21 protein-coding genes and 1 riboswitch are annotated in these 21,156 nt (G+C 71.6%); of the genes, 6 read left to right on the top strand and 15 right to left on the bottom strand.

Going from position 1 to position 21,156, the window contains the following annotated elements:
* The first annotated feature begins 210 nt into the window (after positions 1–210).
* The 3 genes from ACFWA9_RS20425 (at position 211) to ACFWA9_RS20435 (ending at position 4,728) form a co-directional block, all read left to right on the top strand.
* Entirely contained in the window at positions 211–1,509 is a 1,299-nt protein-coding gene (locus ACFWA9_RS20425; RefSeq protein WP_380388704.1) for an extracellular solute-binding protein, read from the top strand.
* A 209-nt stretch (positions 1,510–1,718) separates the two neighbouring features.
* A complete protein-coding gene (locus ACFWA9_RS20430; protein ID WP_380388691.1) occupies positions 1,719–2,777 on the top strand; it encodes an SIS domain-containing protein in 1,059 nt (352 codons plus the stop codon).
* Between the two features lie 430 nt (positions 2,778–3,207).
* Positions 3,208–4,728, top strand: a complete 1,521-nt coding sequence (locus tag ACFWA9_RS20435) for a PAS domain-containing sensor histidine kinase (RefSeq protein ID WP_329489553.1) — start codon at positions 3,208–3,210, stop codon at positions 4,726–4,728.
* 476 nt (positions 4,729–5,204) lie between these two features.
* Here ACFWA9_RS20435 and ACFWA9_RS20440 read toward each other — a convergent pair whose 3' ends face one another.
* Together ACFWA9_RS20440 and ACFWA9_RS20445 are read right to left on the bottom strand one after the other, a co-directional pair.
* Positions 5,205–5,456, bottom strand: coding sequence for a WhiB family transcriptional regulator (locus ACFWA9_RS20440; protein ID WP_014138019.1), 252 nt, complete (start codon positions 5,454–5,456; stop codon positions 5,205–5,207).
* Positions 5,457–5,825: 369 nt separating this feature from the next.
* A complete protein-coding gene (locus ACFWA9_RS20445; RefSeq protein ID WP_329489554.1) occupies positions 5,826–6,797 on the bottom strand; it encodes a diacylglycerol kinase family protein in 972 nt (323 codons plus the stop codon).
* Between the two features lie 50 nt (positions 6,798–6,847).
* Here ACFWA9_RS20445 and ACFWA9_RS20450 point away from each other — a divergent pair, with 50 nt between their 5' ends.
* The gene (locus ACFWA9_RS20450) at positions 6,848–7,276 is read left to right on the top strand and encodes a hypothetical protein (RefSeq protein ID WP_329489555.1); all 429 of its coding nucleotides are present in this window, start codon (positions 6,848–6,850) and stop codon (positions 7,274–7,276) included.
* A gap of 43 nt (positions 7,277–7,319) precedes the next feature.
* Here ACFWA9_RS20450 and ACFWA9_RS20455 read toward each other — a convergent pair whose 3' ends face one another.
* From ACFWA9_RS20455 to sodN, 8 genes are all read right to left on the bottom strand, one after another.
* Positions 7,320–8,327 carry an RNA polymerase sigma factor SigF gene (locus ACFWA9_RS20455; RefSeq protein WP_329489556.1) on the bottom strand — a complete coding sequence of 336 codons (1,008 nt, stop codon included), beginning with the start codon at positions 8,325–8,327 and terminating at the stop codon, positions 7,320–7,322.
* A 155-nt stretch (positions 8,328–8,482) separates the two neighbouring features.
* A complete protein-coding gene (locus ACFWA9_RS20460; RefSeq protein ID WP_093860582.1) occupies positions 8,483–8,893 on the bottom strand; it encodes an anti-sigma regulatory factor in 411 nt (136 codons plus the stop codon).
* A gap of 301 nt (positions 8,894–9,194) precedes the next feature.
* A complete protein-coding gene (locus ACFWA9_RS20465; RefSeq protein ID WP_380388693.1) occupies positions 9,195–9,671 on the bottom strand; it encodes a GNAT family N-acetyltransferase in 477 nt (158 codons plus the stop codon).
* A 9-nt stretch (positions 9,672–9,680) separates the two neighbouring features.
* A complete protein-coding gene (locus ACFWA9_RS20470) occupies positions 9,681–10,064 on the bottom strand; it encodes a nuclear transport factor 2 family protein (RefSeq protein WP_352293116.1) in 384 nt (127 codons plus the stop codon).
* 65 nt (positions 10,065–10,129) lie between these two features.
* Positions 10,130–11,125: an ABC transporter substrate-binding protein gene (locus ACFWA9_RS20475; RefSeq protein ID WP_380388695.1), complete on the bottom strand. Its 996-nt coding sequence runs from the start codon at positions 11,123–11,125 to the stop codon at positions 10,130–10,132.
* A 9-nt stretch (positions 11,126–11,134) separates the two neighbouring features.
* On the bottom strand, positions 11,135–11,953 hold the full coding sequence (locus tag ACFWA9_RS20480) for an ABC transporter ATP-binding protein (RefSeq protein WP_380388697.1): 819 nt from the start codon (positions 11,951–11,953) through the stop codon (positions 11,135–11,137).
* The gene (locus tag ACFWA9_RS20485) at positions 11,953–13,029 is read right to left on the bottom strand and encodes an iron ABC transporter permease (protein ID WP_359803200.1); all 1,077 of its coding nucleotides are present in this window, start codon (positions 13,027–13,029) and stop codon (positions 11,953–11,955) included. The genes ACFWA9_RS20480 and ACFWA9_RS20485 overlap by 1 nt, the downstream gene beginning before the upstream one ends.
* A gap of 102 nt (positions 13,030–13,131) precedes the next feature.
* Positions 13,132–13,250: riboswitch (cobalamin riboswitch) on the bottom strand.
* Between the two features lie 101 nt (positions 13,251–13,351).
* Positions 13,352–13,747 (bottom strand): superoxide dismutase, Ni, encoded by a 396-nt coding sequence (gene sodN, locus ACFWA9_RS20490; RefSeq protein ID WP_063347853.1) that lies wholly within the window; start codon positions 13,745–13,747, stop codon positions 13,352–13,354.
* Between the two features lie 184 nt (positions 13,748–13,931).
* Between sodN and sodX the strand changes: the two genes are divergently transcribed.
* Positions 13,932–14,372 (top strand): nickel-type superoxide dismutase maturation protease, encoded by a 441-nt coding sequence (gene sodX, locus ACFWA9_RS20495; protein WP_359803320.1) that lies wholly within the window; start codon positions 13,932–13,934, stop codon positions 14,370–14,372.
* Positions 14,373–14,385: 13 nt separating this feature from the next.
* On the opposite strand, the gene ACFWA9_RS20500 is transcribed toward sodX, so the two are convergent.
* From ACFWA9_RS20500 to ACFWA9_RS20520, 5 genes are all read right to left on the bottom strand, one after another.
* The gene (locus ACFWA9_RS20500; RefSeq protein ID WP_329489562.1) at positions 14,386–14,976 is read right to left on the bottom strand and encodes a CGNR zinc finger domain-containing protein; all 591 of its coding nucleotides are present in this window, start codon (positions 14,974–14,976) and stop codon (positions 14,386–14,388) included.
* 110 nt (positions 14,977–15,086) lie between these two features.
* Entirely contained in the window at positions 15,087–15,887 is an 801-nt protein-coding gene (locus ACFWA9_RS20505) for an amino acid ABC transporter ATP-binding protein (protein WP_329489563.1), read from the bottom strand.
* A complete protein-coding gene (locus ACFWA9_RS20510) occupies positions 15,884–16,858 on the bottom strand; it encodes an amino acid ABC transporter permease (protein WP_352293124.1) in 975 nt (324 codons plus the stop codon). Before ACFWA9_RS20510 ends, ACFWA9_RS20505 begins: the two co-directional genes overlap by 4 nt.
* Before the next feature lie 36 nt (positions 16,859–16,894).
* On the bottom strand, positions 16,895–17,821 hold the full coding sequence (locus tag ACFWA9_RS20515; RefSeq protein WP_380388700.1) for a transporter substrate-binding domain-containing protein: 927 nt from the start codon (positions 17,819–17,821) through the stop codon (positions 16,895–16,897).
* A gap of 515 nt (positions 17,822–18,336) precedes the next feature.
* Positions 18,337–19,263 carry an ABC transporter substrate-binding protein gene (locus ACFWA9_RS20520; RefSeq protein WP_380388702.1) on the bottom strand — a complete coding sequence of 309 codons (927 nt, stop codon included), beginning with the start codon at positions 19,261–19,263 and terminating at the stop codon, positions 18,337–18,339.
* Positions 19,264–19,861: 598 nt separating this feature from the next.
* Between ACFWA9_RS20520 and ACFWA9_RS20525 the strand changes: the two genes are divergently transcribed.
* Positions 19,862–21,058, top strand: a complete 1,197-nt coding sequence (locus tag ACFWA9_RS20525; RefSeq protein WP_329489567.1) for an NADP-dependent malic enzyme — start codon at positions 19,862–19,864, stop codon at positions 21,056–21,058.
* Positions 21,059–21,156: the final 98 nt, after the last annotated feature.

Raw genomic sequence — 21,156 nt, forward strand, 5'->3', positions numbered from 1 at the left:
GGCCTGGCCATTTGGCGTTGACACCGCCAGTGGTCTAGGCCAGGCTCCAGTCCATCCGGTTCGAACTTCAACCTCACCGGATGTGGTATAGGCCCTTCCTGAAGCACTTCGCCGTCCCCGCCCGGATCCCTCCCGGCGGACGCGCCATCACGCTGCCGGCGGGCACAGGCTCTAGCACCCTCGGAGGATGGCGTGAAGAAGCGTCAGCTCATGGCGACGTTCGGGATCCTGGCGCTCGCCGCCGGATTGACGGCCTGTTCCTCGGGCGGCTCGCCCTCGGGCGACGGCAAGGCCGCCACGGCGGACCCGAAGTCCGCCACCGGCACGGTCACCGTCTGGCTGATGGACGACGCCCAGAAGAACTGGCCGGACCTCGTGCAGCGGGTGAACGACGAGTTCGCGGCGAAGTACCCCAACGTCACCCTGCGGCTGGCCTACCAGGGGTGGGCCGACAAGGTCGGCAAGCTGGACAAGGCGCTCGCCGAGGGCAACGCCCCCGACGTGGTGGAGCTCGGCAACACCGAGACCATGAAGTACGTGCTCGCCGGCGCGCTGGCCCCGGTGGAGCGCTCCAGCTTCGACAACTCGGACGCCTGGATCAAGGCGCTCGCCAACACCTGCACCTACCAGGACAAGCTCTGGTGCGTGCCGTACTACGCGGGCGCCCGGGTCGCCATCTACAACGCGACGGCCTTCCAGACGGCCACCGGCAGCGCGGAGTTCCCCAAGACCGAGGACGAACTCAAGGCGGCCCTGGACAAGGTCGCGGACAAGAACAAGGCCGACAAGGGCTACTCCGCGCTCTACCTGCCCGGCCCGTACTGGTACGCCGCGATGAGCTACGTCTCCGCGTACGGCGGCGCCATCGCCCGCTTCGACAGCGCCGGGAACTGGCACGGCACGCTCAGCGACCCGAAGTCCCAGCAGGGGCTGAACCACTTCGTCGACCTGGTGCGCAAGTACAACAAGGGCGACCTGGCGGTCAACGAGCAGAACCAGTTCGAGGCGATGGCCCGCGGCCACGCCGGGGCCTTCTACGGCAACGGCTACGAGGCCTCCAGCGTGACCGCGCCGGTCACCGGCGACCCGACCCTCAAGGACGCCGTCAAGCTGGCCACCATGCCCGGCCCGGGCGGCAAGCCGCTGCCGACCTTCATCGGCGGCTCGGACCTCGCCGTCACCGCCAAGTCGCCGTCGGCCGCGCTGGCCACCGACTGGGTCCGGATGTTCACCAGTACCAAGTCCCAGCAGGCGCTGGCGGACAAGGACATCCTGCCGAACAACCTCACCCAGCTGAACCCGCTGAAGAGCAAGCCGGCGACCGCCGCCGCGGCCAACGCGGTGCCGGACGCCTGGTTCACCCCGCTGGCGCCGGGCTGGGGCGCGATCGAGAAGCAGAAGATCCTGCCCGACATGCTCACCGCGATCCTCAAGGGCAACAAGCCGGTGGACCAGGCCGCCAAGGAGGCGGACGCCGCGATCGACCAGCTGATCAACAAGCAGGGCTGAGCCGCCCCGGCGGGGCCGGCGCCCCGGGGAGAGCCCCTTCCGGACCACCGGGAGGGGCTCTCGGATGTGCCGCGCGGGGGAGTCCCCGTACGATTGCCGCAGGAATCACGGAACCACCGCAGCGAGTGTGCGGACTCGCCGCCGTAGAGGTCCTCGCCGGGCATCCCCGTCCGGGCGGGGTCGAACCATCTCATCGGAGGCACATCCTGATGTCCGACCCGCAGACTGCCCCCGTCCCCGGCCGGATCATGGCGGCGGAGATGGCCGAGCAGCCGGCCGTCCTGCGGCGCATCCTCGACGAGGGCGCCCCGAAGATCTTCGACATCGCGGCCCGGATCGCCGCCCGCAACCCTCGCTTCGTCCTGCTCACCGCGCGCGGCACGTCCGACAACGCGGCGCTCTACGCCAAGTACCTGGTCGAGATCCTGCTCGGCAAGCCGGCCGGTCTGACCTCGATGTCCACCACCACCGCGTACGGCGCCAAGCCGGACCTCACGGACGTGCTGGTCGTCACCGTCAGCCAGTCCGGCGGCTCGCCGGACCTCGTCGCCTCCACCAAGGCGGCCCGCGAGGCCGGTGCGATCACGCTGGCGGTCACCAACAACGCCTCCTCGCCGCTCGCCGAGGTCTCCGAGTTCCACATCGACGTGCTGGCCGGCCCGGAGAAGGCGCTGCCCGCCACCAAGACCTACACCGCCGAGCTGCTCTCGCTCTACCTGCTGGTCGAGGGCCTGCGCGGCGGCGACGGCGCGGCCGCCCGCGAGCTGCCGGAGCTGGCCGCCGGCATCCTGGCCCGGCAGCCCGAGGTGAAGGCCCTGGCCGAGCGCTACCGCTTCGCCCAGCGCCTGGTCATCACCTCGCGCGGCTACGGCTACCCGACCGCCCGCGAGGCGGCGCTGAAGCTCATGGAGACCACCTACATCCCGGCCTCCCCGTTCTCCGGCGCCGATCTGCTGCACGGCCCGCTGGCCATGGTCGACAACGTCTCCCCGGTCATCGCGATCGTCCCGGAGGGCAAGGGCGGGGAGGCCCTGCAGCCCGTCCTGGACCGCCTGCGCGGCCGCGGCGCGGACCTGGTGGTCATCGGCCAGCGACAGCAGGTGGACGCCGCCTCGGCGGGCTTCGTGCTGCCGGCCGGCGTACCCGAGGAGGTCCAGACGGTCCTGGAGATCCTGCCGCTGCAGCTGCTGGCCTACGAGGTCACCATCGCCCGCGGCCAGGACCCGGACGCCCCGCGCGCCCTGGCCAAGGTCACCGAGACGCACTGACCGCGGGCGCCACGACGCCGCACCCCCGTCCACGGGCCGTGGACGGGGGTGCGGCGTTTGAGCGGCCGGAGCGGTCCGCGGGTGTCCCGCCGGGGCGGGGAGCGCCCCCGGCCGGGGGCGGGAAGCACTACGGGCCACGGCGCCGACACGGGACCCTCAACCCATGCGGCACCGCAGCCCGGAGCTGTCGTCGGGTACCGGGACGACCGAGAACTGTGCGGGGTCCTCGCTCGGCGGTATCCGACCGAGGAGCGGCGTCGCGCGGTCAGGGCAGTTGCGCGGCGGCCTCTCCTTGGTGCTCTTTCATTGTGGACTAGACCAATCTGGGTTGTCCAGGGGACCCCGAAAATTGGTCTGGACAACCTGCGGTCACCCGCGCGCGGGCGGGTGCGCCACGTCCCCGCCCGGGACCTGGAGCTACGCTCGCCATGTGCCCTCGCTGAACGAACTCGTCCGCCGCCACACCACCCTGACCGGTGCCGACGTGGACTGGCTCCACATGCTGGTCTCGGAGTGGCAGCTGCTCTCCGACCTCTCCTTCGCCGACCTGGTCCTGTGGATCCCCACCTGGGACGGCATCCGGTACGTCTCGGTGGCCCAGATGCGGCCCAACACCGGGCCCACCTCCTACCAGGACGACATGGTCGGCCACCTCGTCCCGCGCGGCCGCCGGCCCCTGCTGGACGCCGCCTTCGACGAGGGGCGGATCGTGCGCGAGGGCGATCCGGAGTGGCGCGAGGAGGTGCCCGTCCGGGTCGAGTCGATCCCGGTGCGGCGCGAGGGCAAGGTGCTCGGCGTGATCGCCCGCAACACCAACCTGCTGACCGTCCGCACCCCCAGCCGGCTCGAACTCACGTACCTGCAGAGCGCCTCCGACCTGGCCCAGATGATCGCCGCCGGGACGTTCCCGTACCACGGAGTCGAGCAGACCGACATGGACGCCGCCCCCCGGGTCGGCGACGGCCTGATCCGGCTCGACGCCGACGGCATCGTCACCTACGCCAGCCCCAACGCGCTCTCCGCCTACCACCGCCTCGGGCTCACCACCGACCTGGTCGGCAGCCACCTCGGCCGGGCCACCGCCGAGCTGGTCCCGCCCTCGCGGTCGGCGGTGCACGAGGCACTGGTGAAGCTGGCGAGCGGCTGGGCGCCGCGCCAGACCGAGGTCGAGGTGCAGGGCGGGGTGGTGACCCTGCGGGCGATCCCGCTGAAGCCCAAGGGCACCCTGACCGGCTCCCTGGTGCTCTGCCGCGACGTCACCGAGCTGCGGCGGCGCGACCGCGAGCTGATGACCAAGGACGCCACCATCCGGGAGATCCACCACCGGGTGAAGAACAACCTCCAGACGGTGGCGGCCCTGCTGCGGCTGCAGTCCCGCCGGATGGACTCGGACGCCGGCCGGGCCGCGCTGGACGAGGCGGTGCGCCGGGTCGGGTCGATCGCGATCGTGCACGAGACGCTCTCCCAGGCGCTGGACGAGCAGGTCGCCTTCGACGAGATCGCTGACCGGGTGCTGGCCATGGTGATGGAGCTGTCCCAGGACGGCCGGGTGGCGACCCGGCGCAGCGGGAGCTTCGGCATCCTCTCCGCCGAGGTGGCCACCCCGCTGGCGATGGTGCTCACCGAGCTGCTGCAGAACGCGCTGGAGCACGCCTTCGGGCCGTCCGCCTCCGGGAACCTGGAGGTCAGCGCGTTGCGCGGGCGGGCCCCGGCCACCGGCATGGGCTGGTCGGACAGCTGGAACGGCGGCGCCCGGCCGGAGGAGTACCTGCTGATCACCGTGCAGGACGACGGCCGGGGCATGCCGGAGGGATTCGACCCGCAGCAGGCGGGCAACCTCGGGCTGCAGATCGTCCGGACCCTGGCCACCGGGGAGCTGGGTGGCACCTTCGACATGGTGGCGGGACCGAACGGCGGCACCAAGGTGATCCTGGAGATCCCGGTGCCCTGAGCCGTCCCGGCTCGACGGACACGGCGCGGCACCCGAGGCGCAGTGGAGTGTGCCGGGGGCGTGTACCCGGAACGGGCGCCGGGTGCGCACCTCCGCACCACCGCAGGTGGCCGTCGGGAAGTGACCCGAACGGCGGGTGGCCGCCGCGCGTGACCGGGCGCGGAAACAGAAACGAGGCCCTGTCGACCGGGGGGGTGGGTCGACAGGGCCTCTCAACCCGTTCCGGCCGTCGGGGGGAGTCGGCCGGAACGGGGGCTCTGGGTGATACGACACCTCACCGGTGCGTTGCACACGGTGAGCGCCTCAGCTCCACAATATTGCTCTAAGTGAACAGTATCAAGTGCCTGGGCGGCCCGGTGTCGTCGGACCGTGTCGAGCAAGGTCCTTTGTACGGAAGGCTTCGCCAGGAAGTGCAGGGAAGCCCTTGATCATGTGTTGATCGGCACTGCGGTCACTACTGGTGTTACGGCGTGTGATCAGGCGGTGCGGGCGCGGTTGCGGGCAGCGCGGCGCTTCATCGCGCGACGCTCGTCCTCGCTCATACCGCCCCAGACGCCGGCATCCTGGCCGGTCTCGAGCGCCCACTGCAGGCACTGCTCCATGACCGGACAGCGGCGGCACACGGCCTTGGCTTCCTCGATCTGCAGCAGAGCAGGACCGGTGTTCCCGATCGGGAAGAAAAGCTCCGGGTCCTCTTCGCGGCAGACAGCGCGGTGGCGCCAGTCCATGGTCGTCCAACTCCTCCTGCCGGCGGGGGTGACCCGATCGGCATAATCGATGGCTTGTGAATGTGAACGCTTTCACGAATCCCGCAACAGCAAAAGAGACCAAAGGCCCATCGGGCCCGGGTGGTCTGTGCTGGGGAGGGATTCGGCGATTCGAGGGACACTCCGCGGTCGGCACCCGCCAGGGTCTGTGGTTGCCGTCGCTGCGATGTGTCCCGATCGCCATGTAGAGGTTCGCAAACCTCGGGCCCGGATACAACCCCCTTCAGGGAGGAATTTTTGATTCTTCGGTGTCGCCTAGCTCACAGCCAGTACTTCTATGGAGTGAAGGGGGCTTGTGCGTTCGAGAAGAAGGGAGAACCCTCCTTCCAGTCACACAATCACACGCAGTGCCCGCCGTACGCCTGTGAAACTGACGCGACTCCTGTCTCCAAGGTGGTCCCCGTCCACCTGGAATGGGGCCGGTTCCTGCGAAACCAAGGTGAAGTGCCGAGCGTCGTGGTAGGAGACGACGTGCTTTCCGGACGGGCCGGCAGGGGCGGCGCCATCGGCCGAAGGCGTGTGCGACCGCAGGATCTGACGGACCGTTCGAGCGGTGCCGAACGCGGTCATCCGGGTGATGCCGAAGACATCGAGGTCCGTGTCGAAGGAGGCGAGCGGGGAGGGGTAGACCGGGCGGTTGCCCAGGAACGTCCACGGCGAGGTGTTGCTGACTATGGCCAGCACCAGGCCCGGCACCGGCGCCCGGCCCGGCAGTTGCAGGGTGACGGGGCCCGATCGGCGCTGCTCACGCTGGGTGACGTAGTGCCGGAGCGCCTGCCCGACGTAGAGCGCGTGGGTCGACCTGCGCCCCGCTCTGCGCTGCTCCTCCACCCGGCCCACCACGCCCGCGTCGAAGCCGAGGCCGGCGGTGAAGGTGAACCAGCGGTCCGGCAGCCCCTCCGTCATCGCCTTGCCCAGGCCGATCGGCCGCTCCCGGCGCTGGTCCAGGGCGTTCAGCAGGGCCCCGGTGGCCTCCACGGGGTCGTTGGGCAGACCCAGCGCGCGGGCGAACACATTGGTCGACCCGCCGGGCACCACGGCCAGCCGGGGGACCTTCTCGCCCGGGCCGTGCGTCAGCAGTCCGTTGACCACCTCGTTGACCGTGCCGTCGCCGCCCAGGGCCACCACCAGGTCGACGGCGCCGTCCTCGACCGCCTCGCGGGCCAGGTCGCGCGCGTGGCCGCGGTACTCCGTCTGGGCCACTTCCAGCTTGAGGTCGCTGCGCAGGGCATGGATCAGGACATCCCTGGTGCGGCCACTGGTGGTGGTCGCTTTCGGGTTGACGACCAGGAGAGCGCGCATGTGCTCAGCCTACGGGGCGGTACGGACCAACCGGCGGCTACCCTGCTGGAGTGACCGCAGAATCCTCCGCACCCGTACCCGCGCCCGGCGCCGACCGGCCGGCGGCCCTGACCGCGGGCGCCGCCATCACCGCCCTGGAGGGCGCCGCACTCGCCGTCGTCGGCGTCTGGGACATGGTGTCCGCCGTGTCCGGCGACTCCAGGCAGCTCGCGCTGAACGAGTTCGGCGGCCTCGTGATCGTCCTGCTCGGCGTGCTGCCGCTGCTGGCCGCCCGGGCGCTGCTCAAGGGCCGCCGCTGGGGCCGCAGCCCGGCGGTGCTGACCAACTCGATCTGCCTGCCGGTGGCCTACTACATGTGGCAGACCGGCGGCGCCATGGTGGCCGTCGGGGCGGCGATCGGCCTGCTCGGGCTGGCCGGCATCGGCGCCCTGCTCAGCCCGAAGGCGACGACGGCCCTCTACGCTCCGCACGAGGGCTGAGCGCGGAGGGCCGGCGACGGCGGCCGCTGAGCGGCCGTCAGTCCTACTCCTCCACCAGGAGCTTCTCCCGGAGCTGGGCCAGGGTACGGGCCAGCAGCCGGGAGACGTGCATCTGCGAGATGCCCACCTCGGCGGCGATCTGCGACTGGGTCATGTTGCGGAAGAACCGCAGCACCAGGATCTTCTGCTCCCGGGGCGGCAGTTGGGCCAGCAGCGGCTTGAGGGACTCGCGGTACTCGACGCCCTCCAGCGCCTCGTCGGTGGCGCCCAGGGTGTCCGCCACGGCCGGCGACTCGTCATCGCTGTCGGGGACGTCCAGCGACAGCGTGGAGTACGCGTTGGCGGACTCCAGGCCCTCCAGCACGTCCTCCTCGGAGATCCCCAGGTGCTCGGCCAGCTCGTGCACGGTGGGGGAGCGGCCGTGCCGCTGGGAGAGCTCACTGGTCGCCGTGGTCAGCGACAGCCGCAGCTCCTGGAGCCGGCGCGGTACCCGGACCGCCCAGCCCTTGTCCCGGAAGTGGCGCTTGATCTCGCCGACGATGGTCGGCGTCGCGTAGGTGGAGAACTCGACCCCGCGTTCGTGGTCGAAGCGGTCCACCGACTTGATCAGTCCGATGGTGGCGACCTGGGTGAGGTCGTCCAGCGGCTCGCCCCGGTTGCGGAACCGCCGGGCCAGGTGCTCCACCAGGGGGATGTGCATCCGCACCAGCTGGTTGCGCAGCTCGACGCGCTCCGCGGAGCCCTCGGGCAGCGCGGACAGCCGGACGAACAGGGCCCGGGCCGCCTCCCGGTCCGGCGCCCCCGAACGGTGCGGCGCCTGCGAGGGCACCGCACCGCGCAGCGCCTCGGCCGCGTCGGGCACCGGGGACTCCGGGGCCGCGGACGGCGGCGAGGGCGTGGGCGACGGATCAGACGTCGGCTCGGTCGGCTGGCTCATCCGGTGGGCGTCCTTCGGGTGCGCTTCGTCGTTGGCGGCGAGGCCGGGAACGCTCGCCTGGGTCGGTACGGCAGGGCCCGCCGTCGCGAGGCCGGTACGGTCCAGATCACTCACGGCCATTCCCCCGTTCCGTTCCGGGAGCACCGGGACCTGGGGTGGTCCCGGATTCGTCTCGTTGGTCGTACCGCGTGGTGGGCGGTACCGGGAGCCGTCCGCCGGCCCGCGTGGCGCCGGACGGACGGCTCTTGTTCGGTGCTGCTGTGGCGGCCCTAATGGGCGGCGGACCCGCCGCGCTTCTTGTGCAGGCTGATCGAGACGGTGTTGTCCTCGGCGACCGAGGACTCCACCTCGCCGGCCAGCGCGGAGAGCACCGTCCAGGCGAAGGTGTCCCGTTCCGGGGCACGGCCGTCCGTGGTCGGGGCGGAGACGATGACCTTCAGCGAGTCGCCCACCAGCCGGAACTCGCAGGAGAGGACGGAGCCGGGCACCGCCTGCTGGAGCAGGATGGCGCAGGCCTCGTCCACCGCGATCCGGAGGTCCTCGATCTCGTCCAGCGTGAAGTCCAGCCGGGCCGCCAGCCCCGCCGTCGCTGTTCGCAGCACCGAGAGGTAGGCCCCCGCCGCGGGCAGCCTGACCTCCACGAAGTCCTGTACTCCGGGCTCGCCGTCGATCTGGGACACCCTCACCTCCTGGGTGACGCGCTGTGCTTCCGGGCCGGTGGCCGCGGCACTGTCTGTTGCTTGGCTCAACTGCTTCGCCCCAACTGTCCAGAGGGGTGGTGCGGTACGTACCGGTCATACCCCGGGAGGGGTGGTCGGACGCCGCGCATCCGCCCGAGACGTTACCGCTATCGGTGGGCGGATGTCGCGATCCGGTCCCGCCTTCACGGGAACGAGCGACACCGGGTGCGAGGGTCACTCATGGTAGGCCCTCGCGACGCAGGGTGGCAGCCCCCGGGAGGGACTCGTGGCACCCGGTCGGTCAGCGGGTGCCGGCCGCGGTGAGCGCCTGGCCGGTGAGCCGGTGCACGGTCCACTCGTCCATCTGCACCGCGCCCAGCGACTTGTAGAAGTTGATCGAGGGCTCGTTCCAGTCCAGCACCGACCACTCCACCCGCGAGTAGCCGCGCTCGACGGCGATCCGGGCCAGCTCCAGCAGCAGCGCCTTGCCGTGGCCGCCGCCGCGGGCCTGCGGGCGGACGTAGAGGTCCTCCAGGTAGATCCCGTGCGTCCCGCGCCAGGTCGAGAAGTTGAGGAACCAGACCGCGAACCCGACCGGCTCGCCGGTGGTGTCGTCCTCGGCGACCAGCCCGAACACCGCCGGGGCGGCGCCGAACAGCGACTCGCGCAGCTGTTCCTCGGTGGCGACCGCCTCGTGCGGTGCCTTCTCGTACTCCGCGAGTTCGCGGATCATGGCGTGGATGACCGGGACATCGGTGACTACGGCGGTGCGGATCATGCCACGAGCCTACTTGGCCCGCTCGTCCTCGTCCCAGGCCTGGATCGAGGTCTGGTCGACGATCCGGCCCTCCCGCAGGTCGGCGACCGAGGTGACCAGCACCCGGACCCCGTCGGGATAGCGGCAGGACTCCATGAAGGCGAGGCGGTCGCCGTCCAGGACCACCCGCTCCAGCGTGTGGCTCGTCTCCCGGCCGTAGACGTCGTTCAGCAGGGCGCCGATCTCGTCCCGGCCGTGCACCACCAGCGGGTGGCTGGGCTGGGTCTCGCGGTCGACCACGCGCAGTTCGGCGTCGTCCGCGTAGAGCGCCAGCAGCGCGCCGGCGTCGCCGCGCTCGATGCCCTCGCGCAGCACGCCGGTGTCGAAGGCGGACGGCGCGGCCATGGTGCTCATGTTCTCGCTCCTCCGGTCGGTTCCGTCGGCTCGTACCTCCGAGCGTACGCCCGCCCCGCCGCGGCTCAGCCGGCCGTCACACCGCGCAGGTGGGCCGCGAGCGCGGTGATCGCGGCCGGGTTGCGCGGGCTCTCCACCAGGTCGACGTAGTCCAGGACGAAGATCCGCCCGTTGCGGACGGCGGAGACGCCGGCCAGCGGCGGGAAGGACGTGAGGAACGTCCGCTTGGCCTCGGCGTCCGGGGAGCCGTAGTTGTTGATCACGATCACCTCGGGGTCGCGCTGGACCACGCTCTCCCAGCCCACGGTGGTCCAGGAGTCGGCGAGGTCGCCCATCACGTTCTCCCCGCCGGCCCTGGCGATGATCTCCTGGGGCGCGGCGAACTTCCCCGAGGTGTACGGCTTGTCCTCGCCGCTGTCGTACAGGAAGACGCGCGGCCGGCGCTCGGGCTGCGGGACGGCGGCGACCTGCGCCCGGAAACCGGCGATCAGCGCGTCGGCCCGGTCCCGGACGTCGAAGATCTCGCCCAGGTTGGTCAGGTCGGTGTAGAGCGCGTCCAGGGGGGACATCACCCCGCGCTCGGGGCCCTTGCCGCTGCGGCAGGACTCGCTGAGCACGTACGAGCCGATGCCGAGACCGGCCAGCGCCTGCGGGGTGAAGCCGCCGGCCTCGTCGAAGCCGTAGTGCCACCCGGCGAAGACCAGGTCGGCCCTCGCCTCCAGCGCGATCTCCTTGGTGATCTGCTGCTTGGAGAGCCACCTGGCCTGCTGGTAGCCGTCCTTCCAGGCCACCTTGTCGACCTGGCCCTTGTCGTCGGGCATCACGTAGCCGGCCATCCGGTCGGCCAGGCCGAGCGCGAACATCAGCTCGGTGATGCCCACGTCGTTGGTCACCGTCCGGGCCGGCTTCCGCTCGAAGGTGACCTTCGTACCGCAGTTGTCGACGGTCACCGGGTAGTGGGCGGAGCCGGCGTCGGCGTCCCCGGCGGGGGCGATCTCGGCGCCGCAGGCGGTCAGCGCGAGGGTGAGCAGGGCGGCGGTGGCAACGGCCTTGGTACGCATGGGGGTTCCTCAGCAGGGGGAGTCGGCAGGGTCGGCGGAGTCGGCGGGGCCGGGGGAGGTCCGGACGAGCCGGTCGAAGAGCAACTGGACGGCGCCGGTCCCCGGGTGCTTCACGGGCGTCGCGCGGACGCCGAACACCTCGGCCAGCAGGGCCGGCTCCAGGACCTCGGCCGGCGGCCCGGAGGCGACGATCCGGCCGGCCGCGATGACGTACAGCAGGTCGCAGTGGCCGGCCGCCAGATTGAGGTCGTGCAGGGCCGTGAGCACGGTCGTACCGGCCTCCCGGACCAGCGCCAGCACCTCCAACTGGTGGGCGATGTCCAGGTGGTTGGTGGGCTCGTCGAGCACCAGCACCCGAGGCTCCTGGACCAGCGCGCGGGCGATCAGCACCCGCTGCTTCTCGCCCCCGGACAGGCTCAGGAAGCCGCGCCCGGCCAGGTGGTCCGCGCCCACCCGCCGCAGGGCGCGGGCGCACCGCCCGGTGTCCTCGGCGGTCGGCCGGGCGAAGCCGCCGCGGTGCGGCAGCCGGCCCATGCCGACCACCTCGGCCACCGTGAAGTCGAACTCGGCGGAGTGCTCCTGCGGCAGCGCGGCCACCCGCCGGGCGGCCTCGCGGGCGGCGAGCGCGTGCAGGTCCTCGCCGTCCAGCCGGACGGCGCCGGCGGCCGGGCGCAGCGCCCGGTAGACGCAGCGCAGCAGGGTCGACTTGCCGCTGCCGTTCGGCCCGACCAGGCCGACCACCTGCCCGGCGGCGGCGCCGAGGGTGACGTCGTGGACCAGCCGGGTGCCGGCCAGGTCCACCGAGACGCCGTCGAGGGCGAGGTCCATCAGCGGCCTCCGAAGGTGTAGCCGCGACGGCGCATCAGCAGCAGGAAGCAGGGCACCCCGAGGACGGCGGTGACCACCCCGACCGGCAGTTCGGCCGGCGCCAGCAGGGTGCGCGAGACGATGTCCACCCAGACCAGCAGCAGCGCCCCGGCGAGCGGCGCGACCAGCAGCACCCGGCGGTGCCCGGCGCCGACCAGCATCCGGGTCAGGTGCGGCACCATCAGGCCGACGAAGCCGATCGCGCCGCTGACCGCGACCACGGTGCCGGTGACGGCGGCCGTCACCACGAACAGCTCGCGGCGCAGCCGGTCGCCGTCCACCCCGAGCGAGGCCGCCGTCTCGTCGCCCATGGCGAGGGCGTCCAGCCGCCCGGCCGCGCCGGCCAGGTAGGCGAGACCGGCCAGCACGGTGGCGGCGGCGATCGGGACGGACCCCCAGGTCGCCCCGCCGAGGCTGCCGAGCAGCCACATCATGGCGCTGCGGGCGGCCTCACCGCGCGCGGCGCCGAACACCATCAGCGCCGTCACCGCCGAGAACCCGTAGGACATCGCGGTACCGGTCAGCACCAGCCGCAGCGGGGTGAGCCCGTACGCCGTCCGGGCGGCGGCGTAGACCAGGACCATCGCCAGCAGGGCGGCGGCGAACGCGGAGACCGAGATCGCCCAGACCCCGAGCGAGGCGAACGCGCCCAGCAGCAGCACGGCGTTGGCGCCGACCGAGGCGCCGGAGGAGATGCCCAGCACGAACGGGTCGGCCAGCGCGTTGCGGACCATCGCCTGCACCGCGACCCCGGTGGCCGCGAGCCCGGCGCCGACCACGGCGGCCAGCACCGTGCGCGGCAGCCGGATCTCCCAGACGATCGCGTACGCGGCGGCCTCCCCGGCGTCGAGTCGACCGCCCGTCAGTCCGGCGCCCAGCAGCCGCAGGACGCGGGCCCAGCCGAGTCCGGAGGCACCGAGGGCCACCCCGCAGACCAGGGAGAGCAGCAGCGCCGCGAGCAGGCCGGCGGCCAGCGCCGCGACGGGTATTCGACGGGCCGCCGGTACGGGGGCCGGTGCGGTCACTGCGGTGCTCACGGGCGGCGCGCCTTCGCCTCGGGCCGCGGACGGCAGCGAGGCGGCGCGCCCGGGCACGCAGCTGCCGGGGCGCCATCCCCTCGCAGTCCACGGCGAGTTGTCGGGAGATCGGCGTCCCAGGGCGATCGGGCTCGCGGGCACAGGGCTCCGCCCACCGTTGCGGGTCAGCGCCGGATTCACACCGGACTTCTCCCTCGGACGCCCTGGCAGCATAACAAGCGCCGGGCCGGAGCGACCCTTACCGGGTTCGCGCGCGCGAAAACGCGCGACCGCCCCCGTCCGGCGGTACGGACGGGGGCGGTCGGCGGCGCCTGATCGGTGATCAGGCCTGCTTGGTCTCCCAGAAGATCTTGTCGACCTCGGCGATCAGGTCGAGCAGGGCCTGGCCGGTGGCCGGGTCCGTCGACGCCTTGGCGGCCGAGGCGGCCTTCAGGGTGTCGTTGATCAGCTGGTGCAGCTGCGGGTACTTCTCGAAGTGCGGGGCCTTGAAGTAGTCGCTCCACAGCACCGAGATGTGGTGCTTGACGGCCTCGGCGCGCTGCTCCTTGATGATCAGGGCGCGGGTGCGGAACGCCGGGTCCTCGTTGGCCTGGTACTTCTCCTGGGTGCCCTTGACCGACTCGGCCTCGATCCGGGCCTGCGCGGGGTCGTACACGCCGCAGGGGAGGTCGCAGTGGGCGTGGGCGGTGGCGCGCGGTGCAAACAGACGAGAGAACATGGGAGTCCTTCCTTAGATCGTCTTCCCGCGAGCGAGATTACCCTTCCGGGCACCGGGTTTCGCGGCCGGGCGGCGGGCCTAAGGCAAAAGGCGGAGCCGGAACCGGGCCAATTCGGGCATCGGCCGCGGACGGCCCGTGCGGCAGACTGGACGCGGCGAGCCGGGAGGAGCAGGCGTGGCGCGGATGACGGAACCGGAGGGCGGCACCCCGGGGGGTGGCGCGCCGTTCGGGCTGATCGACGTGGCGGGGCCCTCGATGGTGCCGACCCTGCGCGAGGGCGACCGGCTCCTGGTCAGGTACGGCGCGCGGATCAGACCGGGGGCGGTGGTGGTGTTCCGTCACCCCTTCCAGCAGGACCTGCTGGTGGTGAAGCGGGCCGTCGAGCGGCGGGCCAAGGGCTGGTGGCTGCTCTCCGACAACCGGCCGGTCGACAGCGACAGCCGCAGTTACGGCGCCGTCCCGGACGAGCTGGTGCTCGGCCGGGTGCTGCTGCGGCTGCGCCCGCGCCCGGCCTGGCTGGCCCCGGGGCACCGGCTGGAGCGGCTGCTGCTGGCCGGCCCGCCGGCCCGGATCCCGGGCCTCGCCCGCCGGCTGGGCGTCTGGGTCGACCCCGGCGCCTGGTAGCCGGGGGTACCGGTCAGCCCCCGGCCAGGGCCGAGGCGTCCTGGGCCTCCTGCCGCTTGCGGGCCCGGTACGCGGCGACGTTGGCGCGGGTGGCGCACCGGTCGGAGCAGTACCGCCGGGAGCGGTTGGTGGAGGTGTCCAGGTAGGCGTTGCGGCAGGGCGAGGCCTGGCAGATGCCGAGCCGGTCGGCGCCCAGCTCGGTCAGGTGGACGGCCAGTCCCATGCAGGCGACGGCGCTGAAGTGCGCGGTGGCGGTGGGCGAGTTGTCGGCGAGGTGCAGGTGCCAGCGCGGCCGCCCGGCGTCGTCCAGGTAGTCGTGCCCGGAGACCAGCGGGCTGACGGGGTACTCCATCAGCAGGCTGTTCAGCAGGTCGACGCCGCGGATCTCGTCCCCCTCGGCGGCGGCCTCGAACACTCCGCGCAGCCTGGTCCGGACGGCGCGCAGCCGCGGCAGGTCCGACTCGTCGGCGAGCGCGGCGGCCCGGGAGGATTCGGAGAACAGCGACCGCACGGCGTCCACGGAGGTCAGGGTGTCGGTGCCGCGCTCGGGCTCCTCGGTGTTCACCAGCCGAACGGCCCGTTCGGCGTACGAGGCGAGCTCCACGGTGGTCCTTCCAGAGTCGGTAACGGGCTGACTAGCTCCAGCCTATTACCCGGGCGGGGAAAACGTCGGCGCCCGGCAGGACCGGCCTGCCGGGCGCCGTGCCGGTGCGCTCAGAGCACCTTGGAGAGGAACGCGCGGGTGCGCTCGTGCTGGGGGTCGGTGAGGACGTCGCGGGGGTTGCCGGACTCGACCACCACCCCGCCGTCCATGAAGACCAGGGCGTCGCCGACCTCGCGGGCGAAGCCCATCTCGTGGGTCACCACGACCATGGTCATGCCCTCCTCGGCGAGGCCGCGCATGACGTCCAGGACGTCGCCGACCAGCTCCGGGTCGAGCGCCGAGGTGGGCTCGTCGAAGAGCATCAGCTTGGGCTTCATGGCCAGCGCCCGGGCGATCGCGACCCGCTGCTGCTGGCCGCCGGAGAGCTGCGAGGGGTAGTTCTTCGCCTTGTCGGCCAGGCCGACCCGCTCCAGCAGGGCCATCCCGCGGGTCCGGGCGTCCGCCTTGGACTCGCCCTTGACCTGCACCGGCGCCTCGATGACGTTCTCCAGGGCGGTCATGTGCGGGAACAGGTTGAAGCGCTGGAACACCATGCCGATGTCGCGCCGCTTGAGCGCGACCTCGTTCTCCCGGAGCTCGTAGAGCCGGTCGCCCTTCTGCCGGTAGCCGACCAGCTCGCCGTCGACCCAGAGCCGGCCGGCGTTGATCTTCTCCAGGTGGTTGATGCACCGCAGGAAGGTCGACTTGCCGGAGCCGGAGGGGCCGATCAGGCAGAACACCTCGCCCTGCTTGACCTCCAGGTCGATGCCCTTGAGCACCTGGACCGTGCCGTAGGACTTGTGGACGTCCTCGGCGCGGACCATCGGGCCGCCGTTGCCGGCGTCGGCGGGGGTCTTGGTCAGATCGGTCATACGTGACCACCTCCCTCGAGCCCCGGGACCACGTCGGCGGTGGTCTTCGGGGCGGGCTTCCCGGCGAACAGCCTCCGCAGCCGCTGGATCGGCGTGGGCGGGAGCGTCCGGTTGGAGCCGCGAGCGTAGTGCCGCTCGATGTAGTACTGGCCGATGGTCAGCAGCGACGTGAAGAACAGGTACCAGAGGCTGACCACGATCAGCAGCGGGATGTTCTGGTAGTTGCGCGAGTAGATCACCTGGCCGGCCCGGAAGATCTCCTCCAGGGAGATCACGCTGACCAGCGAGGTGGTCTTCAGCATCGAGATGGTCTCGTTGCCGGTGGGCGGGATGATCACCCGCATGGCCTGCGGGAGCACGATCCGCCGCATGGTCTGGAAGCGGCTCATGCCGAGCGCGTGCGAGGCCTCGCTCTGGCCCTCGTCGACCGACTGGATGCCGCCGCGGACGATCTCCGCCATGTAGGCGGCCTCGTTGAGGCCCAGGCCCAGCAGGGCGGCGACGAAGGTCGGGATCAGCACGTTGGTGGACTCGGACCAGAACTCCGGTCCCCACGGTACGCCGATCGAGAGCTTGGCCCAGATCAGGCCGAGGAAGTTCCAGAAGACCAGCTGCACCAGGACGGGCGTGCCGCGGAAGATCCAGATGTACATCCACGCGGTGCCGGAGAGCAGCGGGTTGGGGGAGAGCCGCATCACCGCGAGGATGATGCCGCCGACCACGCCCATGATCATGGCGAGCGCGGTCAGCTCCAGCGTGACGAGCATGCCGTGCACGATGCTGTCGTGGAAGAGGTACTTCCCGACGATGTCCCACTTGAAGGCGGGATTGGTGAAGAGGGCGCTCAGCAGCATCGCCGCGAGCAGGGCGATGACGACGGCGCCCGCCCAGCGTCCGGGGTGGCGGACGGGGACGGCCTTGATGGTCTCAGGCCGTCCCTTCGTCGCCTTCCCCTTGTCCAGAGAGTTCACGGTGTGGCCTCGGGGGAGAGAGAGTCAGGCGGAGGGTCAGCTGACGGCGCCGTTGACGGTCGACTTGTCGATCGCACCGGCCTCGACGCCCCACTTGGAGAGGATCTGCTTGTAGGTGCCGTCGTCGATCAGCGACTGCACGGCGCTCTGGACGGCGGGGGTGAGGGCCGAGCCCTTGGCCAGCGCGATGCCGTAGGGGGCCGCGTCGTAGGTGGCGCCGACCTTCTCCAGCTGCCCGCCGGACTGCTTGATCGCGTAGTCGACGACCGGGGAGTCGGCCATCATGAGCTGGTCGCGGCCGGAGACCACGGCGTTGGTGACGTCGGTCTGGAGGTCGAACTTGTCACCGTCGTTGACGATGCCCGGCTTGCCGGCCTGGGCGCAGGCGGGGTTGCGGGTGTCGGTGATCTCCTGCGCCTGCGTGGTGCCGGTCTGGACGGCGACCTTCTTGCCGCACAGGTCGGCGGGGTCGATCTTGTCCGGGTTGCCCTTCTTCACCGCGATGGCGCTGCCCGCGTTGAAGTAGGTGACCATGTCGACGGTCTGCTCGCGCTCCTTGTTGTCCGTCAGGGACGACATGCCGATCTGGAACTTGTTCGACTGGATGCCGGGGATGATCGCGGTGAAACCGGAGTCCTGGACGTCGACCTTGAGGCCGAGCCTGGCGGCGACCGCGGTGATCAGGTCGACGTCCATGCCCTCGATCTTGCCGTTGTCGGCCTTGAACTCGTTGGGAGCGTACGAGGCGTCCGAGCCGACCGTGAGCTTCCCGGCGGACTTGATGTCGGCGGGGACGAGGGCGGCCAGCTTGTCGTCGGCCTTCACCTCGTTGACGGTCGCGCCGGCGTTGGGGGCGCCGGTGCTCTCGTCCTTGCTGCTGCTACAGGCGGTGAGGGCCAGGGAGACGGACGCGAGTACCGCGCCGGCGGCGAGGAGACGGGTGCGCGGGGTACGGGCGGTCATGGGGGATCTCCTCCTGAGGGAGAGGTCGGGCGGAGCGCGCCGCGGGGAGCGGCACACCGGGGCAGCAGGCCGTACGGCGCTGTACGGGATGTATGTCGCGGTACGTCGTCGAACGGGCAGAGCCGGTCGTGCTGGGCCTGAGCAGGCTTCGCGCAGGGTGGTGCGTGGTACTGCTTCCGCCACCCTCCGCCGAGGTGGACGTTGATCGAACCGCCTCGACCAGTGGCCGGCTCGATCGGAGATGGGGGGAATCCTGCCATCTGATGACGGTCGGATGGCCCTCATTCAGATCAAAATCGGATAACGGGGGGTCACACTGTCCGCTATTCGGACCAATACCGTGTCCCTGTCACCCTGCGTATAAGTATGCAGATCTCCCCGCGCTCTGCCCGGAGGCCCGCCCGTGTGCCCGCCGGATGGGTCCCCCGGCCGCGCCGCCCGGTGATGACGCCTGGTGACGGCGCCCACGGACGGCGCCCGGTGACGGTGCCCGGTGTCCGCGCCCGCGCGGCCGCTCAGATGCCGCCGTTGACCACCGCGTTCTGGGCCGCCCCCGCGGCGACGTTCCACTTGGCGAGGATCTTGTCGTACTCGCCGCTGCGGATCAGCTGGTCCACCGCCTTGGTCAGTACGTCGCGCAGGTCGGTGTCCTCCTTGCGCACCGCGATCCCGTACGGGTTCGACCGGGACTGCGCGCCGGTCACCTCGAAGCGGTTACCGCCGTCGGTGGTCTTCGCCGCGTAGGCGGCCACCGGGAAGTCGTCCAGGCCGGCGGCCGCCGTGCCCGCGGCGACCTCGGCCAGCGCCTTGGCGTCGCTGTCGAACTTGTGGACGGTCAGCGGCTTGCCGCTCCGGCCGCAGGCCAGCACCTGGCGGGCGACGATCTCGTCCTGGGTGGTGTTCTGCTGCACCGCGACGACCCGGCCGCACAGGTCGTCCAGCGTGCGGACGCCCTTGGGGTTGCCCTTCTGGACGATGATCGAGGTGCCGGCGATGAAGTAGTCCACGAAGTCCACGCCCGGGTCGACCTGCTTGCCCGCGTCGTCGACGCCGTCCCGGCGCTGGCGGATGTCGCTCAGACCGGACATCGCCACGTCGACCTGCTTGGCGTGCAGGTTCGGTATCAGCTTCTCGAACGGGGTGTCGACGACCTCGATCCGCAGGCCGAGGATCTTGCCGACGGCGTTGGCGATGTCGGGGTCGATGCCGTCCGGCTTGCCGTCCGCACCCCGGAAGTCCACCGGCGCGTAGTTGAGGTCCGAGGCGATCCGGAGCACGCCCGCGGTGCGCTGGGCCTGGGGGATCCGGCCCCGGAGCTCCTGGACCGGGTCCTTCGCGGCGGTCGGCTCGTCGCCGCCGCAACCGGTGAGCAGCAGGGCGCCGGCGGTGGCCAGGCAGAGGGCCGCGGCGGCCGGTCGGCGGGGGTGGGCGCGGTGGTGCATGAGGGTGCTCCTGTGGGAGGGAGGTGGTGTCGCCACGCCGTCGCGGAGATGTACGCGAGACGGCGGAAGAAGGGATCCTCCCATCCCGACCTGCCGGTCCCGGCGGCGGGTGTGTCAGAATCCAGTACCGGGTGACCCCCGATGCTCGAACCGGACCACCGAGTCGCGACAGGCTCGGGGTGCGCAGGAACGGAAGTCCACGACGACGCCGACTCCGTATCCGAGGCACCGCCTCCCCGTCGTGTCCTGGTTCACTCCTGCGAGTGCGCGTGCTCGTCCGCTGTTGCCGCCACCGGTGCCCGGTGTTCCAGACGCCAGGCACCCGTCTTTTGGCCGCGATGCGGAGGAAGTACGCGCGACGAGGACGAAAAGGCATAGGTGCGATGCCGTCGTCCGACCTACGCTCGGCCCGGGAAGAAGCAGCAGCACAGCGCAGCTCAACAGTTACACAACCCTCATTCCGAGGGCGCGGCCCCGACGGCGGCGCCCCGATCCAGCCCTCCCCGGGTCCGCCTCGGCGTACCCGGTTTCAAGTTTCCGGCCGGGTCGTCCGCCCGTCGGCCACGCGTCCTCGCTGATCAATGACGAAGAGGTCATCGTGGCAGCGGAGATCATCCACAGCAGCACCCAGGACACCGTCGATCCGGTCGATGCCGTTTTCGCGCTCCACCGCGGCGGCAAGATGGAGGTCCGGGCGACCGTTCCGGTGCGCGACGCGGACGACCTGTCCCTCGCCTACACCCCCGGTGTCGCACGGGTCTGCACGGCCATCGCCGAGCAGCCGGAGCTGGTGAACGACTACACCTGGAAGGCCAACACGGTCGCCGTCGTCACCGACGGCACCGCGGTGCTGGGCCTCGGCGACATCGGCCCGGAGGCCTCGCTGCCCGTCATGGAGGGCAAGGCCATCCTGTTCAAGCAGTTCGGCGGCGTGGACGCGGTGCCGATCGCGCTCGCCTGCACCGGGGTGGACGAGATCGTCGAGACCGTCGTCCGGCTGGCGCCCTCCTTCGGCGGCGTCAACCTGGAGGACATCTCCGCGCCCCGTTGCTTCGAGATCGAGCGCCGCCTCCAGGAGGCGCTGGACATCCCGATCTTCCACGACGACCAGCACGGCACCGCGATCGTCACCACCGCGGCGCTCTGGAACGCGGCCCGGGTGACCGGCCGGGAGATCGGCACCCTGCGGGCCGTCATCTCCGGCGCCGGCGCGGCCGGGATCGCGATCGCCAAGATGCTGGTCGCCGCCGGCATCGGCGACGTGGCGGTCTGCGACCGCCGGGGCGTCGTGTACGAGGGCCGCGGTGACCTGACCGACGTCAAGGCCGAGATCGCCGCGCAGACCAACCGGACCGGCGTCAAGGGCTCGCTGGCCGACGCGCTGGCCGGCGCCGACGTCTTCATCGGCGTCTCCGGCGGGACCGTGCCGGAGGAGGTCGTGGCCACCATGGCCGAGGGCGCCTTCATCTTCGCGATGGCCAACCCGAACCCGGAGATCCACCCGGAGGTCGCGCACAAGTACGCGGCGGTCGTCGCCACCGGTCGCAGCGACTTCCCGAACCAGATCAACAACGTGCTGGCCTTCCCCGGCATCTTCGCCGGCGCCCTCCAGGTCCGGGCGACCCGGATCACCGAGGGCATGAAGCTGGCCGCCGCCAAGGCGCTGGCCGGTGTGGTCGCCGACGAGCTGACGCCGCAGAAGGTGATCCCCTCGCCGTTCGACGAGCGGGTCGCCCCGGCCGTCACCAAGGCCGTCGCCGAGGCCGCCCGGGCCGAGGGCGTCGCCCGGCGCTGACGCCCGGGCCGGGAGCGCCCCCGCGGGGGGGGCGCGCCCGGCCGGGGCCCCGGTCCCGGCCCAACCCCGGGCGCGCCGGACAGGCACACCCGGTTACG

Source organism: Kitasatospora sp. NPDC059973 (genome assembly GCF_042737525.1).
Lineage (GTDB): Bacteria > Actinomycetota > Actinomycetes > Streptomycetales > Streptomycetaceae > Kitasatospora.